The organism is Cupriavidus sp. UYPR2.512 (assembly GCF_000379565.1).
Taxonomy (GTDB): Bacteria; Pseudomonadota; Gammaproteobacteria; order Burkholderiales; family Burkholderiaceae; genus Cupriavidus.
On sequence record NZ_KB903202.1, the window covers coordinates 1 to 15945 of the forward strand.

General features: G+C 66.0%; 13 protein-coding genes. 8 read left to right on the forward strand and 5 right to left on the reverse strand.

Annotation, left to right across the window (positions count from 1 at the left end):
* The first annotated feature begins 451 nt into the window (after positions 1–451).
* The 5 genes from A3A5_RS0135810 to A3A5_RS0135830 all read left to right on the forward strand — a co-directional run bounded on the left by A3A5_RS0135810 (position 452) and on the right by A3A5_RS0135830 (position 5579).
* The gene (locus tag A3A5_RS0135810; protein ID WP_026201458.1) at positions 452–1429 is read left to right on the forward strand and encodes a tripartite tricarboxylate transporter substrate binding protein; all 978 of its coding nucleotides are present in this window, start codon (positions 452–454) and stop codon (positions 1427–1429) included.
* 261 nt (positions 1430–1690) lie between these two features.
* Entirely contained in the window at positions 1691–2941 is a 1251-nt protein-coding gene (locus A3A5_RS0135815) for a serine hydrolase (protein ID WP_018315239.1), read from the forward strand.
* 31 nt (positions 2942–2972) lie between these two features.
* Positions 2973–3992, forward strand: coding sequence for an NADP-dependent oxidoreductase (locus tag A3A5_RS0135820; protein ID WP_018315240.1), 1020 nt, complete (start codon positions 2973–2975; stop codon positions 3990–3992).
* Between the two features lie 25 nt (positions 3993–4017).
* Complete coding sequence (locus A3A5_RS0135825; RefSeq protein WP_157637402.1) at positions 4018–4899, forward strand: SDR family NAD(P)-dependent oxidoreductase; 882 nt, start codon at positions 4018–4020, stop codon at positions 4897–4899.
* Positions 4896–5579: an EthD family reductase gene (locus A3A5_RS0135830; protein ID WP_018315242.1), complete on the forward strand. Its 684-nt coding sequence runs from the start codon at positions 4896–4898 to the stop codon at positions 5577–5579. The genes A3A5_RS0135825 and A3A5_RS0135830 overlap by 4 nt, the downstream gene beginning before the upstream one ends.
* Positions 5580–5590: 11 nt before the next feature.
* Here A3A5_RS0135830 and A3A5_RS0135835 read toward each other — a convergent pair whose 3' ends face one another.
* The 3 genes from A3A5_RS0135835 to A3A5_RS0135845 form a co-directional block, all read right to left on the reverse strand.
* Positions 5591–6649 carry an AraC family transcriptional regulator gene (locus A3A5_RS0135835; RefSeq protein ID WP_018315243.1) on the reverse strand — a complete coding sequence of 353 codons (1059 nt, stop codon included), beginning with the start codon at positions 6647–6649 and terminating at the stop codon, positions 5591–5593.
* Positions 6650–6730: 81 nt separating this feature from the next.
* On the reverse strand, positions 6731–7459 hold the full coding sequence (locus A3A5_RS0135840; protein ID WP_018315244.1) for an SDR family NAD(P)-dependent oxidoreductase: 729 nt from the start codon (positions 7457–7459) through the stop codon (positions 6731–6733).
* A 77-nt stretch (positions 7460–7536) separates the two neighbouring features.
* Positions 7537–8385, reverse strand: a complete 849-nt coding sequence (locus A3A5_RS0135845; RefSeq protein ID WP_026201459.1) for a TauD/TfdA family dioxygenase — start codon at positions 8383–8385, stop codon at positions 7537–7539.
* 113 nt (positions 8386–8498) lie between these two features.
* Between A3A5_RS0135845 and A3A5_RS0135850 the strand changes: the two genes are divergently transcribed.
* Entirely contained in the window at positions 8499–9515 is a 1017-nt protein-coding gene (locus A3A5_RS0135850; protein WP_018315247.1) for an AraC family transcriptional regulator, read from the forward strand.
* Here A3A5_RS0135850 and A3A5_RS0135855 read toward each other — a convergent pair.
* Positions 9512–10699 (reverse strand): alpha-hydroxy acid oxidase, encoded by a 1188-nt coding sequence (locus tag A3A5_RS0135855; RefSeq protein WP_198293204.1) that lies wholly within the window; start codon positions 10697–10699, stop codon positions 9512–9514. The two genes, A3A5_RS0135850 and A3A5_RS0135855, sit on opposite strands and share 4 nt — an antisense overlap.
* 140 nt (positions 10700–10839) lie before the next feature.
* Complete coding sequence (locus A3A5_RS0135860) at positions 10840–13548, reverse strand: LuxR C-terminal-related transcriptional regulator (RefSeq protein ID WP_018315249.1); 2709 nt, start codon at positions 13546–13548, stop codon at positions 10840–10842.
* Positions 13549–13867: 319 nt separating this feature from the next.
* On the opposite strand from A3A5_RS0135860, the gene A3A5_RS0135865 reads away from it, so the two are divergent.
* Both A3A5_RS0135865 and A3A5_RS0135870 read left to right on the forward strand, forming a co-directional pair.
* Entirely contained in the window at positions 13868–14929 is a 1062-nt protein-coding gene (locus A3A5_RS0135865; protein WP_018315250.1) for a universal stress protein, read from the forward strand.
* 91 nt (positions 14930–15020) lie between these two features.
* Positions 15021–15945, forward strand: a 925-nt coding sequence (locus A3A5_RS0135870; RefSeq protein ID WP_018315251.1) for a 3-keto-5-aminohexanoate cleavage protein, incomplete at its 3' end; no start/stop codon positions are given.

Sequence of the window (15945 nt, forward strand, 5' to 3'; positions counted from 1 at the left end):
AATGGATTGCCAGCCGCATAGGCGACGCGTTTCTTGGTTACTTCTTGTCGCTCGGACAAGAAGTGACTCGCCGGCTGCGCCGGCGAAACAGCCCACGCCCGCCACGCCCGCCACCCAACCGCAGTGCCAAAACCCAAAAACCCCATGCCCGCAAATCGACGAAGACCCTTTTTTTACTCCCGAGCCGGGGCGGTCCGGATCATGTGCCGCCGAATACATCGGAGCGCCCGTCCGGAGCATGTATCCCGACCCCGAACAGGAACACGGCATCGTGCTTTCCCTAGCTGTCCCGAAACGTCAAAAAGATGCCCCCGATGGTGAAGGGCCTGCACGCCATTGGCCGATACTTTCACTCAGGTACAAGCCTTCGGGGAGGCATGACCACCGACGAAGAATCCAGATCCGATCCCACGGGCTTTCCACATCCAACACCCAAAATGGGGAGACACACATGCCAATCCGCCCTACCCTCTTGCGCGCGCGCCGCGCCGCCGTCTGCGCTGTTCTGACCCTGGCCATGCCCGTGGCCATGGCATGGACCAACAAACCCGTCCGGGTGCTGATTCCCGCGCCCGCTGGCGGCACCATGGACGTCTTGGCGCGCTTGCTGTCCGAACAGCTCACGGCAGAACTGGGCCAGCCCGTAGTGGTCGACAACAAGCCGGGCGCCGGCGGCTCTATCGCGATCAACACCATGCTGGCGGCACCGCCCGACGGCCAGACCATCCTGCTGTCGACCACCAATGTGCTCACGGAGATCCCGCATGTGATGAAGGTCTCCTTTGATCCAATGAAGGATGTGAAGCCCGTGGCCGCCGTGGCCAAGTCGACCCTGCTGCTGGTCGGCTCGACGAGCCTGCCGGCCAAGGACCTGCCGGCCCTGGTGGGCTATGTGAAGGCCCATCCGGGCCAGCTGAGCTTTGCTTCCTACAGCGCAGGCACGGTGGCCCAATATGCCGGCCTGATCATGAACCAGAAGGCCGGCATGGACCTGCAGCACGTGCCGTTTGCCGGCTCGCCGCCGGCGCTGACCCAGGTGATGGGCGGACAGATCACTGTGATGTACGACGGCATGGTGACCTCGCTGCCGATGATCAAGGCCGGCAAGCTGCAGGCCTATGCCCTGGCAGCAAAGCAGCGCTCGCCGATGCTGCCGCAGGTGCCGACCTTTGCCGAGATGGGCTATCCGGACATTGACTTCAACAACTGGGCCGGCGTCTTCGTGTCGGCCCAGGTGCCCGCAGACGTGGTCCAGAAGATCCAGGCGGCTGTGTACAAGGCAGCGGCCACACCCAAGGTGCAGGAAAGGATTATCGGGCTCGGCTTCGAGACGGTGCCTGCCCAGTCCCCCGCCCAGCTGGGCCAGGCTCTGCGTACCGAATTCGATCGCAACGCCGGCATCGTCAAGACCTACCACATCCAGCCCTGAGGTCGCAGCCCGGGCTGTGCTGGTTCGCCAGACCAAACGGGCTTGCTGTTTGCTCCGCTCTCCCGCATCGCGGGAGAGCAAGCGCAATCTCGCGCAACGCACGTGCAGTGTCCCCGATGGTCACGGCAAAGACCCCGAGCATCATCCGCCAGACCGCCCCGCTACCTAGAATCGGCACACATACCTCGCGGCACAGCACGCCGCGCCGATACCTCGATACCTGCCCCCCGCGCGGTCCGTCGAAACATGAAGGAGCCTGCATTGCCTCTCAAGACCTGCCCCCTGGACCGTGCCGATACCCCCGAAGAGGCAGGACTTTCCGCGCGGCGGCTGCAGGCCATCTCGTCGGTGCTCAATGCCGATGTCGATCGGCGCAAGATCCCGGGGGCTGTCGTGCTGGTCGCGCGTAAAGGCCGAATCGCATGGTTCGAGGCATTTGGCTTCGAACATGCGGATGCACCGACGCGTCCGATGCAACGCCATTCCGTCTTTCGCATTGCTGCAATGACCCGGCCAGTCGTCGGCGTCGCGGCGCTGATATTGATGGAAGAAGGCCGCCTGGCACTGAACGACCCGGTCGCACATTACATCCCCGAGTTCGCCCGCGTGCAGGTCGGCGTCGAGACGGTCGACGCGAACACCGGCGGGCGCCGCCTTGCGCTCGAGCCGGTGCGGCGCGCCATGACCGTTCACGACCTGTTCCGGCACACATCCGGCCTGACTTACGGGCAGTTCGGTGATTCGCTGGTGCAGCGCCAGTATCGCGAAAACGGCCTGATGGATCCTAGGCAGAGCAATGCCGAGATGGTCGCGAAGCTGGCGGCCCTCCCGCTGCAATGCCAGCCGGGCGAGGTCTTCGAGTACGGCATGTCCACCGACGTGCTTGGCCGCATCATCGAAATCGTCTCCGGCATGGACCTCGACCGCTTCGTCGCCGAGCGCGTGACGCAACCGCTGGGCATGCATGCAACCGGCTTCCGCTTGATCAGGCAGGACGGTGCAGGCCTGGCCTTGCCGTTTCGCGATTCCGCCATGTCCAGCGCGCTGTTCGCCTATGACGAAGACAATCCGCCCCGGTGGCATTCCGGCGGCGCCGGCCTGCTGTCCACGGCCGGCGACTACGCGCGCTTCTGCCAGATGCTGCTCAATGGCGGCGTGCTCGATCGCGTGCGCGTGCTTTCGAGAAAGAGCGTCGACCTGATGCTTGGCAACCATCTGCCGCCGGGTGCGGACTACGGTGGTTCGACACGAGGACTTGGCATCAACGCACCGTTGCCTGACCTGGGACAGGGGCACGGCCTTGCCGTGGGTGTGCGCACCGAGCGGGGCCTGTGCCCGGTGCCAGGTTCCGTCGGCGATTTTTACTGGGGCGGTGCACTCGGGACCTATTTCTGGGCAGACCCGCAGGAGCAACTGCTCGCCATCCTGATGCTGCAGGAGAACGACCTGGCGACCCGCACCGGGTACCGGTCACTGCTGCGCAACATCGTATACGGCGCGCTGGAAGACTGAGCCGCCGGCCGCAAACCCTGGAGAAGCACCCATGAAGAAAATGAACCGGCGCTGGATCCTCAGGCAGCGCCCCGTCGGCGATGTCTGCGACGACGACCTGCAGCTCGTTGAAACACCGCTGCCAAAGCCGGAAGACGGCGAGATCCTGGTGCGCAACATCTACCTCATGGTCGCGCCGACCAATCGCGTGTGGATGAGCCAGATCGACCAGTACATGGCACCGGTGGCCCTTGGCGAGGTGATGCGCGGCGTCACCATGGGCGTGGTCATCGAGTCCAGGCATCCGGACTTCAAGCCTGGCGACATCGTCGAAGGCGGCATGGCCTGGGAAGAGTACTCGGTGACAAGGACCGCCAGGCGCGTCCCGGTGGAGTACGACCTGCCTCTGCACGCATTCGCGAGCGTACTGGGCAACTCCGGCATGACCGCCTACTTCGGCATGCTCGACATTGCCAGGCCGAAGGCCGGCGACACCATAGTCGTGTCGGCCGCCGCGGGCGGCGTCGGCTCGATCGCCGGGCAGATCGGCAAGATACTCGGTTGCCGGGTGGTCGGCGTCGCGGGCGGCGAGAGCAAATGCCGGCTCGTCAAGGAGGAGTACGGCCTGGATGCCTGTGTCGACTACAAGGGCGGCAACCTGCTTGCCGATCTTCGCGCCGCCTGCCCGGACGGCATCGACGTCGATTTCGAGAACGTGGGCGGGGACACCATGGATGCCGTGCTGGCGCTCATCAACCCGGGCGCCCGCATCGCGCTTTGCGGGATGATCTCGACCTACAACGCAAGCGGTGACTGGTGGAGCCCGAAGATGTTCCGCAACGTCATCATGAAACGCGCGCGCATCGAAGGTTTCCTCATTGCCGACTACCGTTCGAGATTTCCGGAAGCCGTGGAAGTCCTGGCGAAATGGGTCAGGGACGGCCAGCTCAAGTACCAGGTCGACATGGTCGACGGCATCGAGCAGGCGCCTGCCGCGCTGAACCGGTTGTTCACCGGCAAGAATATCGGCAAGCAGCTTGTGCGCCTGTCGCCGGAACCCACGCTTGGCTGAGCCGCAGCCCTTCACGCCAATGTCCATGATCCATCCAGATATCACCAGCAACGACGCGCCGGAGACAACCGGCACGGCCGATCCCGGCGCCCGCCCCCGCCTTCACGATTTCCAGGGCAAGGCCGCAATCATTACCGGCGCCGCGTCCGGCATCGGCCTGGCCCTGGCAGAGGCACTGGCGGCTCAAGGTGCCGACCTTGCGCTTGCCGACATCGACGCACGCGGGCTCGACGCGGCGCGCGCCCGGCTCGCATCGACCGGCAGGCGCATCTGCACACGCGTACTCGACGTTTCGTCGGAAGCGGACGTGCGCGATGCCGCAGCGGAATTCGAGGCACAGCTGGGCCGCGTGCATCTGGTCTTCAATAATGCCGGTATCGATATGAGCGGCGAACTGGCTTCGCTATCCCAGCAGGACTGGACCCGCGCTTTCGGTATCAACGTGTTCGGCGTGATTCACGGCATCCGTCATTTCCTGCCGCTGCTGCACCGGCACGGCGAGCCGGCCCATTTTGTCAACACGGCGTCCGGCGCGGGCTTCTGGGTGAACGGCGATTTTCCAATGGGTGCCTACGCGGCAACAAAATACAGCGTGGTGGCCCTCTCCGAGTCGCTTGAACAGGAACTCCGCGGCACCGGCATTGGTGTCTCGGTGCTTTGCCCCGGCCCGGTGAAGACCCCCATCGCGGAACGCTCAAGCCATGCAAGCGAACCGTTCAAGGCCAGTGTTGCCGCCGGCACGGCCCCGGAACTGGTGGCCAGCCAGGCGCTGGACGCAATTCGCGCGGGCGAGTTCTATATCTTCACGCCGACACGCATGCGGCCGCGCCTGGAGGCGCGTTTCGCGCGCATTCTCGATGCCCTGGAACGTACCCCCGCCACAACCAACGGAGGCTGCGCCACATGATTCATCTCATTTTCCTGTGCAAGCGGCGCGCCGATGCGGACCGCAGCGAATTCCTGCGCTACTGGCGCGATGTGCACGCACCGCTGGTCGCAGGCCTGCCAGGTGTGCGCCGCTATGTCCAGAACACTGTGCAGCCTGTCCCGGGCCACGCCGAGCCGTACTGCAGCGTGGACGAGATCTGGGTCGAGGATGCGGCCGCTGTCGACAGCCTCATGCGCAGCGCGGGATACGGCAGATCGGCACTGGCGGGGGCGGGCAACCTGGTCGATCCCGTGCATGGCGTGCGCCTGCAGACCATCGATCACGTCATGCTTGCCGGCCGCCCGATCAGCGCGGATGAATCGTTGCCAAAGAGAATTACCTTCTTCAAGCGCATGCAAAGCCTGAGCCAGGAAGCCATGTTGCGCTACTGGCGTGGCACACATGGGCCACTGGCCGCATCGGTACCGCGCCTGCGCCGCTATGTGCAGAGTGCCATGCAGCCGACCACCGTCGAGCCGCGCTTCGACGGCGCGGCGCAGATCTGGTTCGAGGATGCCGCCGCGCTGCAGGCCGCGATACGCTCGCCGTTCTTCCGCGAATCGGTCAAACCGGACGAAGCGAACTTTATCGCCACTGACACCGCCCTGACACTGTCGATCGAAGAAGAACACCGCATTGTCTGGCCGCGGGCGGCTTGAGCATTGCCGCGCTACACCCGCTGCTCCGGGCTCGCCAGCAACATCGGCCGGGGCAGAACGGGCCCGGCCGGCGGCGCGCCTCCGGCGCGCCACGCGCTCGGACTGCAGCCAAAATGACCGCGGAACCAGCGGGAAAATGCGCTCTGCATCGAGAACCCGAGCAACACGGCGACGTAGCTGACCGAACGCTCCGGATGGCCGAGATACTGGACCGCAAGCGTGACCCGGACTTCGTCAAGGATGTCGCTGAAGGTCGCGTCTTCCTGCAACAGCTTGCGGTGGAGCGTGCGCCGGTCGATGCCGAGCTGGCCGGCAACCCGTTCAACGCTGCAGTTTCCCGTAGGGAGCAAGGACAGCACCATGCGCCTGACTTTTTCGGTCATGGACGGGGACGCATGCGCGGTCAGCGAGTCCAGGTACGCATGCGCATACCGCGCGAGCTCCGGGCGCGCGGCGGGCGGCACTGCCTCCATGTCTTTCAACGCGCAGACAATGCCGTTGAAGTCGCAACCGAAGTCCACCGCCCCGCCGAACACACGCAGGTAGGATGACAGGTTCCTTGGGGTACGGTGCGAAAGGCAGATGCGGCGCGCGCGCCAGCCTGGGCCGATCAGTTCCCTGAGCATCCGATAGAGCGAGCCCAGCACCATTTCGTCGGCCTGACGCGTCGAACCGGCGTACTCGGCCATCAGCGACATGCCTATGACAAAGGCGCCGTCTCTTTCTTCCACGCCAAGGACCAGAGCCTCGCTGTGCAGAGCGATGTAGCGCACCATCGCACTGAGCGCGTCGCGCAAGGTCGGAGAATCCCGCACAGCCATGCCGAGCGGCCCAAGGACCGACAACTGACGGCTCTCGCCCATGCGCAGGCCGAAGTCTTCGGCGCCGGATGCTGCCGCGGACACCTCGAGCAGCCGGCAGACGGCGCTGGCGGAGATCAGGTTGTCTTCGGCGTCCAGGCAGCTTCGGGGCAGCCCGACTTCGGCCAGCATCTCTAGTGGATCCAGTCCCACCGAGCGGGCAACCTCGGCATAACGAGACAGCGTAGCGCTGCGGACTAAGCGGCTCATAGGCCTCCTTGCATGGGCAGCGGCTGCATAGCCATGCAGCCTGCGGTTGTCGCTGGAGCGGAATGCATGCCCGGTCTGGCTTCAGGCGCGGCGCATCAGGCTGTAGCTCTGGGCGCTTGGGCCGACATCGGGCATGCTGGCCAGGAACAGCGCGAGCGGGATGACATCCCCCGGCTCCTTGAACCATTCGCCGGGCGGCACTGCGACATCGCGCGTCATGTCCGTCCTGACCGGCCCCGGAATCAGCTCATTGACGCTGATGTTGTCCTCCTGCAGTTCCGTCGCCAGGGACTGGGTCAGCATCCACAGACCGGCCTTGGAGCATGAATAGGCGGAGAAGCCCGCATTGGGCCGCCTGCCCTGGCCGGAGCCGATCATGATGATCTTGCCCGCCCCGCGGCGGCGCAGGTGGGGAATGGCGGCATGGGCGGTATGGTAAGCACCGGTCAGGTTGATATCGATGGTCTTGCGCCAGAGCGCAGGGTCGCCGTCTGCGATCCTGCGCTGTTCGAGCGCGACGCCGGCATTGGCGACCACGATATCGACACCGCCGAATGCATCGCCGGCGCGCTGGAACAGGGCCGCCACCGTCGCGTAGTCCGCCACGTCGGCAGCATGCGCAATGGCCTGGCCACCGGCTTCGCGGATCAGCGCGGCCGTCTGTGCGATGTCGGCCTCGTTGCGGGCGCTGCATACGACCGCGGCTCCGGCGCTGGCGTAGGCAAGCGCAATGGTGCGCCCGATGCCACGGCCGGCGCCCGTGATGACGGCGACCTTGCCCTTGAGCAATTCAGGATCAGTATGGCTCATTGTCATTCTCGATGGGTGTTGCAACGGGTTGTTGCAATGGGTTGAAGGGGTCCAGGTACCACGCTGCAGCCTGTTGCTCAGAATGGGCGGTCCCCGATCACGGTGGCACGGTCCATCCTGCGATGGCACGGCGGGTAGTCCATGACCGCGTAGTGCTGGGTGGATCGGTTGTCCCAGATCGCCACGCTGTTCGTGGTCCAGCGCCAGCGCACCTGATGCTCCGGAATGTAGGCCTGGGTGATCAGGTAGCGCAGCAGGTCAGAGGCCCCCAGGCTGAAGTCCTGCCCGAAGCGGACGCGCTCAGGTGTATGGAAGTTCGTGAAGTGGGTGGTAAAGCCGTTCACGAACAACACCTTCTCGCCGGTCTCGGGATGCGTCCGGACGACGGGATGCTCGGCGTCCGGAAACTGTTCCTTCAGCGCAAGGCGCTTTTCGATCGGCATGGCCGCGCCGAAAGTTGCCTCGATACTGTGGCGTGCACGCAGGTCAGCAATCTCCGCCTTGACGTGTTGCGGCAGGTTCTCATAGGCCAGGACCATATTGGCCCACATGGTGTCGCCACCAACTGGCGGGCATTCCCGGCAACGCAGGATGCTGGCAAGCGGCGGCGCCTCGCGCCAGGTGGCATCCGTGTGCCAGGAATTCTCGTAACGCGGGGTGGGCTGCTCGGGGCTTTTGTAGATGCGCACCAGCCCGGGATGCTCGGGATCGCTCCCCGCCACCGGATGATCCTCAAGTTCGCCAAAGCGGCGTGCAAAGGCTACGTGCTCGCCGGCCGTTATGTCCTGGTCACGCAGGAACAGTACACGGTGCCTGAGCAGCGCCTCCCGGATGCCGGCGAATATGCCGTCATCGTGAATGGCATCGACGAGGCTGACGCCGACCAGTTCGGCGCCAATGGCACAGGTAAGTTGCTCGACTCGCATGGCGACTCCGTCAAATGGTGAAGTTCGAAGCAGAGTATTGAAGAAGTGGCGCGCGATGCGTTGACATTCCGGGGCAGGCACTTTACATTTTGGGGCACCCTGGGGGAACTCCTATGTCGACGCCGCTGCAACACGTGAACCTGACGGAATTTGTCGACGTGGCCCGCCAGGTCGGCCTGGATCCCTACCGGCAATTGCGGCAGGCAGGGATCAGCCCGACGGCCCTGGTGGACCCGGATATCCGGGTCCCGGCAAAGTCGGTCATGCAATTGCTCGAGGATTCGGCGCAGTTCGCGGGCGTCGAGGACCTTGGACTGCGCGTAGCGGAAGCCCGCCAGCTGACCAGCCTGGGACCGCTATGGATGGTGATGCGCGAGGGCGCCACCCTGCGCAACGCCCTGGAAGCGATGGCGCGCTATCTGCATTTGCTGAATGAAGCGCTGGACTTGCGCATCGAGGAAGTCGGGGACATCGCGGTCGTCAAGCCTGAATTCCTGGTAAGTGTGCAGGGCTCCATGCGGCAATCGACGGAGTTCATCATTTGCCTCTGGTTCCGGCTGTTCAAGCTGCTGTCGGGGACGACCTGGAAGCCGCGCAGCATCTGTTTCACCCACGCCGCACCGGCCAGCCTTGCCACACATCGGCGCCTGTTCGGCATACCGGTCCGGTTCCGCCAGGATTTCAATGGCATTTTGCTGTCCGCTGCAGACCTCGACGTAGCCGGTCCGGCCTACGATGCGGCGCTGGCCCGTCATGCACGCGAATTCCTGGATACCAAACTGGCGCAGTCCGATTCGACCATGCCTGACAAGGTCCGCAAGCTGGTGTTCGCCCTGTTGCCGACAGGCGAGTGCGGGGCCGAGCAGGTGGCCCGCCAGCTTGGCATTGACCGCAAGACGATGCATCGCCATCTGGCTGGCTATGGCGAGAACTATCTGTCCGTCGTCGATGCGGTCAGGGCCGATCTTGTATCGCGATACGTCGCGAATAGCGAACGGCCCTTGTCGGATGTTGCGACCTTGCTGGGCTTCTCTTCGCTCAGTGCCTTCTCAAGGTGGTTTGCCACACGCTTCGGCTGCAGCGTAACGGCATGGCGCCGTCAGCAATCGGCGCCAGAACGTGTGCGCTAGGCGCTGCGCGTCACGCCTGGCATGCTGACCCAGTCCGCAGCCAGATCCGTCAGCGCTGGGCAGCCCAGCAAGCCGAGCGTGCGGTCGATCTCGGCACGCAGTATCGCCAGCGCGTGCGCGACGCCCGCCTTGCCGCCAGCCGCCAGGCCATACAGCGTGGCGCGGCCTGACATTGCCGCATCCGCTCCCAGCGCGCGTGCCTTGACGAAATCGCTGCCGCGCCGCAGGCCGCTGTCGACGATCAACGTCATCCCGGGGCCGACCGCGGCACGGATCGCGGGAAGCACCTCGATGGGCGCGACGCAGCTGTCGAGCTGGCGACCGCCGTGGTTGGTGATGACCAGGGCATCGACGCCCAACGCCCGGGCCCGCAGCGCATCGTCGGGCCGCATGATGCCCTTGAGGATGAGCTTGCGCGGCCACAGGTCGCGCAACCACTGCACGTCCTGCCAGCTCAGCGAGGGGTCCATCTGCTTCGACAGGAAGGTTGCCGCGTTGCGGGCGTCGTCCCGGCCGGGTGGAAGGACGTCGCCTAGATTCCGGAAGCGCGGCATGCCATGCGGCACCAGAACGTCCCACCACCAGGCGGGCCGCATGGCGACGTTGACCAGGTTGGCAAAATCAAGCTTCATCGGCGCCCGATAGTTGCGCCGGTCCCATTCCCGGTTGCCAAGCACGGGAACGTCCGTGGTCACCACAATGGCTTCGGAGCCGGCCGCTTCGGCACGCCTGACAATGCCCGCCAGGTTCGCGCGATCCTTGAATGGATAGATCTGCATCCAGTGCCGTACGCCGGTCTCGGCAACCCGCTCGAGCGCGACCGTCGACACCATGCTCTGGCACATGGGAATGCCTGCATCGCGCGCGGCGTGTGCAAGTGCCAGGTCGCCCTCATGCGCCAGCAGTCCGTTGAAGCCGGTCGGCGCAACGACCGCGGGCATGGCGATGCGCTCGCCGAACAGCAGGCAGCCGGAATCGCGCACTGAAACATCGACCAGCGTGCGCGGCGCGAAGGCGATCGCGTCATAGCTGGCGCGATTACGGCTCAGGCTCAGTTCGTCGTCCGCGCCGCCCTCCAGGTATTCAAGGCAGAAGTTGGGCAGGCGCGCGGCCGCCATCGCGCGCAGCTCGGCAATGTTCTGGGCGCGCCGCACGTCGCGGCCGCGATAGAGACTGCGTTTCATTGTCATGAGGACCGGTTCCATTTGATCGCCGCTGCAGGGCTCCGATTATCCGGAGACTGAGAGCGATCGCGCCCCCTGCGCGGAGGAGGGGGCGAGCCGTGCGGCCCGCCGGCAAGCGCGAGGGCCGCGGCAGGGCGAAGTTACTCGAGACCTTCCAGCAGCCCCAGCAGCTGGGCGCGCCGCACGGCGTGCTTGCGCGTGCCGGCGCTGAGTTTGCCGAACAGGTTCTTCACATGCCACTTGGCGGTGACCTCGCCCACCCCGATGGCCTGCGCGATTTCCTTGTTGGAGAGATTGCGCGCGAGCAGTTCAAGGACTTCGCGTTCCTTGGGCGTCAACACCGTGCTGGCAACGGCGCGCGGCTGCGTCGCAGGGCGTTCCGCGCGGCGCGGTATGCGTGCAACCGGCGCCATCTGGCCAGCGTCCGCTTTCCCGGCCTTCCCGGCGTCCTCGTCTGCGACACGCCTGGCCCAATCGGCCAGCGCCGGGTGCGCATCGACGAATATGCGGGCAAAGCCGTAGGTCTGTGCCAGGTTCATCGCTTCCTGCAGCAGCGCCCGGCTGTCTTCGCCGTTGCGATGACGCACGAACGCCTTCAGTGCCATGATCTCGATGCGCCGGCGCCCGAGTTTCATGGCCTCGGCCAAAGGCGCGGCACGGTCCAGGGCGTCGGCAGCGGCTGGCCAGTCCTGAGCGGCTATCGCCGCGTTGGCATGCGCCATGACTTGCAACAGCGACACATCCCGGCGCCACAGCGGGCCATGGTCTGCTTCGACTTGCGCAACGAGTTCGTCAATGCGGGTGATCAGGGCGCGGCACGTCTCGGCACGGAAGCGCCCCGCATGCATGCGCACCTGATCCGCGAGGCTCGCGATGCAAAGCCGCGGCGTCCGGCGCGCGATGCCCACCGCGTGCAAGGCTTCGAGCAGGTCGAGTGCACGGTGCTCGACGCCTTGCGCGGCCGCCACGCGCGCAGCGCTCAGGTACGCCAGCAACGACGTTTCCGACGTGCCGGACCGCTCCAGCACGTCGAGCCGGTTGGCAAGCAGCGCGCCCGCTTCGTCGACCCGGTCGCGCTCATAGACCGCCGCGGCCAGCAGCGACGCCAGCATGCAGGCGAGAGGATGGCGGCGGCCGAGATCCGCTTCCGCGCTTGCGAGGGCGGGCCGCAGGACCTCTTCGCTTAACATCACCTGCCCTTCACGCAGGTAGCTCAGTCCGACCACGAACTCGCCCCAGCGCGCCGCGTAGCGATGACCCTCGCCGAGGTCGCCGCGCGGCGCGAGCTGCAGATGGCGTCGCGCATTCCCTGTTTGCCCTTGCAGGATCGCCGCCATCGCCAGGCGGTTGGCATGCATCTGGGCCAGCCGCGGGTCGTGCAGAGCGGGGGGCTGGAGCCACGGTTCCAGCAGCGCGAGGCAACGGTCTGGCTGGTCTGCGTAGTAGGCCGCTACGCTCAGTATCAGTGCGCATTCGTAGCGCAAGGCGGTATCGGCGCCTGCCCCTTCGAGCAGGCGCGCCACCAGCGACTCGGCCTCCGCATGCCGCTCGCCAAGCGCCAGCACCCAGGCGGCGGCCATACGCAGGCCAGGATGCCGGTCCAGTTCCGCATCGGGGAGACGATCGAGCCATTCGAGAACGGTCGTGAGTCGCCCCTGCATCACGGCGTCGTAAAGCGAGCGTCCCGCCAGCTCGAAGGCCAGCTCGTGCTGGCCTGCCGCGTGCGCGTGGCGCCCGGCTTCCTCGGCCATACCGTGCGCGGCCAGCCAGTGCGTCGCGCGGACATGCAGCTCGGTCAGCGCCTCGCCAGGCAGCTCGGCCAGGCGCACCTGCAGGGCGCTGCGCGCCAGCGTGTGCAGCCGACACCAGTCGCTGTCGTCGCCGGACACAAAGATGGGTGTCTCGCGGACCAGCCGCGCCAGCTGTCCGGACGCCTGCTCGCTGCCTGTCAGCGCAACGCACAGGTCGGGGTGAAGGTGATCCACGACGGCGATGCGGGTGAGGAAGGCGACGTCGTCGGGCGCAAGCCTGGCAATCAGGCCGCCGACCAGGTGCTCGCCCTCATCGGCCGGGCGGGCCGACATGGTATCGATGACGCTGCGCGGATCGGCGCCGCGCTCCATGGCCGCCAGCACGAGTTGCAGGCCGAGCGGCCATCCATCGGTCATCTCGTGCAGCCGCGCGCAGCTGTCCGCATCCACCCGGTCGCCGAAGCGACTGCGCACGAGGGCCATGGTTTCGTCGAAACGGAAACGCAGCGCTTCGGGCCCGATGCAGGCGCATTGACCATACGCCGTCAGGTCGAAGACGGCCGTATCGAATCCGCTGCGCGCCGCGACCACGATGCGCAGATTGGGCGGCGCGTTGTGCAGCAAGTAAAGCAATGCCGGAAACCCATCTTGCGAGAGACGATCGGCTTCATCGACGATCAGCATGAGGTCCAGCGACGTCTGGGCCACCTCGGCAAGCCAGGCCGTCAGCCCCTCGGTGCCGCCCGGCGCCGCGGCTGCGCCTTCGAGCAGCGTGCGGCCGAAACCCGGCCGTGCGCAACCCGCGCGCACGGCAAGCACGAGGCACTGCAGGAAATGCAGGGGATCGTCATGGGCCTCCGCGGAAACCCAGGCGACGGGGGCACCGCGCGCCAGGTACTCTCGGCGCCATTGCGCAAGCAGCAGCGTCTTGCCGAAGCCCGGCGGCGCCTGCACGACAACCACCTGCCGGTCGCGCAGCGCATCGCTGTCGAGATTGAGGCGCGCCCGCGCAAGCAGGTGCCGCGGCGCGCGCGGCGGCATGGTCTTGAGCGCAAGCTCGGAAAACGCGGCACCCGCGCCGCGGTTCACTGAGGTCATCTGGCAGGTACCGGTTAGCTTGGATGCGGCGCTCCCCGGGGCGTGCATGCCGGACTGCCTGCGGGGCAATGCATCGTCCGCATCGTCCACATAGTCCGTTACTGCGCCCTGCCGTTTGGGGCGGCGTGCCTGGCTCGAAATTGGGTGCCTCATTATAGGCACACGACAACGCCGCATGGCAATCGCCCCCCTCCTCCGCGGAGGGGGCGCACGATGCGGCCGCGGCCTAGTATGCGTCCAGGTCGAAACTGAACGCGAGGCATGGGATGCAATTCACGGACGTGAGCGCGTTGGGGCGTGTGCTGGTCGGGGCGCTGGCATGAGCCAGCCTTGCCCCGGTGCCGACGCCATCACGTGCCGCCACCTGCTGGTCCCCGTCGATGAAACGGGCGAAGCCATGGCTACCGTCATCGGGGCCATCGAGCTGGCGCGCATTGCGGACGCACGCATTACGTTTGTCCATGCACCGCACCTGGCCGTCGCAACGCCGTACGGCCGGGTGAACCGCGGCCGCGAGCTGCTCGGCAAGGCCGAGTCAGTCGCGCGCGCACACGGGGTGCCATGTGCGTCGGCTGGCACCATTGGCGCCAACCCGCAAGCCGCTATCCTCGCGGCGGCCCGTGAGGCCGGCTGCGACCTGGTTTTCATCGGCGCCCACGGACACGGCGGCAATTCCGGCGCGATGCCAGGATCGCTGCTCCCGGCCGTGCTTGCGGCCGGTATTCCGGTGTTCGTCATGCCGAATTCCCCGTCTGCGAAGCTAGTGCCGGCAATCCAGTGCATCCGCGACGAGCACCGCGCTCTCAGTGCCGTATTGCGCGCCTGGCTGGACATGCTCATGGCCGCGAACGACCATGGCACCGCCGCGGACGTGGAGGTGATGCGAAGCATGATCCGGTTTATCCAGGCCTTCCCGGTCGCGCGACACCATGCGCGCAAGCAGGCCTGCCTCTTTGGCCGCCTGCGCCGGCGCACGGCCAGGGCCGACGCCGAACTCGACGAGCTGGAGCGCCAGCACGAACGCGATGCGCAATGGGCAGAAGCACTGGCCGAAGCCGTCGAGAAGTTCGCGGCAGGCGGCCCGCTGGCCGAGCTGCTGAGCAAGGTAGATCACTACGCGCAGTTCGCCTGGGCGCTCATGGGGCGTGAGGAAGGCGTCATCCTCCCGGCGGCGCGGCGCCATCTGACCGACGCGGACTGGGACAAGATCAACGCCCCTTACTGCGCCGCGAACACCAGCACAGCGCCCGGCAAGCGCGCTGGTCGGCATGAGGATCGCCCCTTCGACCTGCTGCTTGCCTACCGTGCCGGCCTTCCGGATGCCGATTGCGTGGCCCGCATCTGCTCGCAAGTGGAAGACGGGTCAACGACGTTCAAGTGAAAGCGCGGCCATGCGCGTCAAATCGTGGCCATTGGATCAACACCGCCAAACTGGCGCGTCGGAACGCGCCACTCACAATCAGGAGGAGACCATGCAATTTCTCGACGATTCCCTGCATCCGGAGAACCAGGACAAAGTGGTCATCACGGCGGCCCCGTATGGCCCGGAGTGGATGCCGCAGGACTTCCCGGAAGACATCCCGGTGACCATGGAAGAACAGGTGCAGAAGGCCGTGGATTGCTACAACGCAGGCGCCACCGTGCTGCACCTGCACGTGCGCGAACTCGACGGCAAGGGCTCCAAGCGCCTGTCCAAATTCAACGAGCTGATCGCCGGCGTGCGCGCCGCGGTGCCGGACATGATCATCCAGGTCGGCGGTTCGATCTCGTTTGCCCCCGAAGACGAAGGTGAGGCCGCCAAGTGGCTGTCCGATGACACCCGCCACATGCTCGCGGAACTCACCCCGAAACCCGACCAGGTGACGGTGGCGATCAACACCACCCAGATGAACATCATGGAACTCCTCTATCCGGAGTACCTGAAGGGCACCTCGCTGGAGCAGCCGGCCTACCAGGCCGCCTACCGTGAAATGACCGTGCCGGCCGGCCCCGGCTGGGTGGAAGAGCACCTGCGCCGCCTGCAGGCTTCACGCATCCAGCCGCACTTCCAGCTCACTGGCATCCACGCACTCGAAACGCTCGAGCGCCTGGTGCGCAGCGGCGCCTACACCGGCCCGCTGAACCTGACCTGGATCGGCATCGGCGGCGGCTTCGACGGCCCCAACCCGTTCAACTTCTTCAACTTCGTGCACCGCGCGCCGGACGGCTGCACGCTGACCGCCGAGTCGCTGCTGAAGAACGTGCTGCCGTTCAACATGATGGCCATGGCGATGGGCCTGCATCCGCGCTGCGGCATCGAGGACACCATCATCGACCAGCACGGCAAGCGCATGACCTCGGTGCAGCAGATCGAGCAGTGCGTGCGCGTGGCAGAGGAACTGGGCCGCGAGATCGCCT

Coding starts and splice junctions, on each gene's coding strand:
- A3A5_RS0135830 (WP_018315242.1), top strand. CDS start 4,896: ATGATTCATCTCATTTTCCTGTGCAAGCGGCGCGCCGATGCGGACCGC.
- A3A5_RS0135810 (WP_026201458.1), top strand. CDS start 452: ATGCCAATCCGCCCTACCCTCTTGCGCGCGCGCCGCGCCGCCGTCTGC.
- A3A5_RS0135845 (WP_026201459.1), bottom strand. CDS start 8,385: ATGCGAGTCGAGCAACTTACCTGTGCCATTGGCGCCGAACTGGTCGGC.
- A3A5_RS0135860 (WP_018315249.1), bottom strand. CDS start 13,548: ATGACCTCAGTGAACCGCGGCGCGGGTGCCGCGTTTTCCGAGCTTGCG.
- A3A5_RS0135825 (WP_157637402.1), top strand. CDS start 4,018: ATGATCCATCCAGATATCACCAGCAACGACGCGCCGGAGACAACCGGC.
- A3A5_RS0135865 (WP_018315250.1), top strand. CDS start 13,868: ATGAGCCAGCCTTGCCCCGGTGCCGACGCCATCACGTGCCGCCACCTG.
- A3A5_RS0135855 (WP_198293204.1), bottom strand. CDS start 10,699: ATGAAACGCAGTCTCTATCGCGGCCGCGACGTGCGGCGCGCCCAGAAC.
- A3A5_RS0135840 (WP_018315244.1), bottom strand. CDS start 7,459: ATGAGCCATACTGATCCTGAATTGCTCAAGGGCAAGGTCGCCGTCATC.
- A3A5_RS0135820 (WP_018315240.1), top strand. CDS start 2,973: ATGAAGAAAATGAACCGGCGCTGGATCCTCAGGCAGCGCCCCGTCGGC.
- A3A5_RS0135835 (WP_018315243.1), bottom strand. CDS start 6,649: ATGAGCCGCTTAGTCCGCAGCGCTACGCTGTCTCGTTATGCCGAGGTT.
- A3A5_RS0135850 (WP_018315247.1), top strand. CDS start 8,499: ATGTCGACGCCGCTGCAACACGTGAACCTGACGGAATTTGTCGACGTG.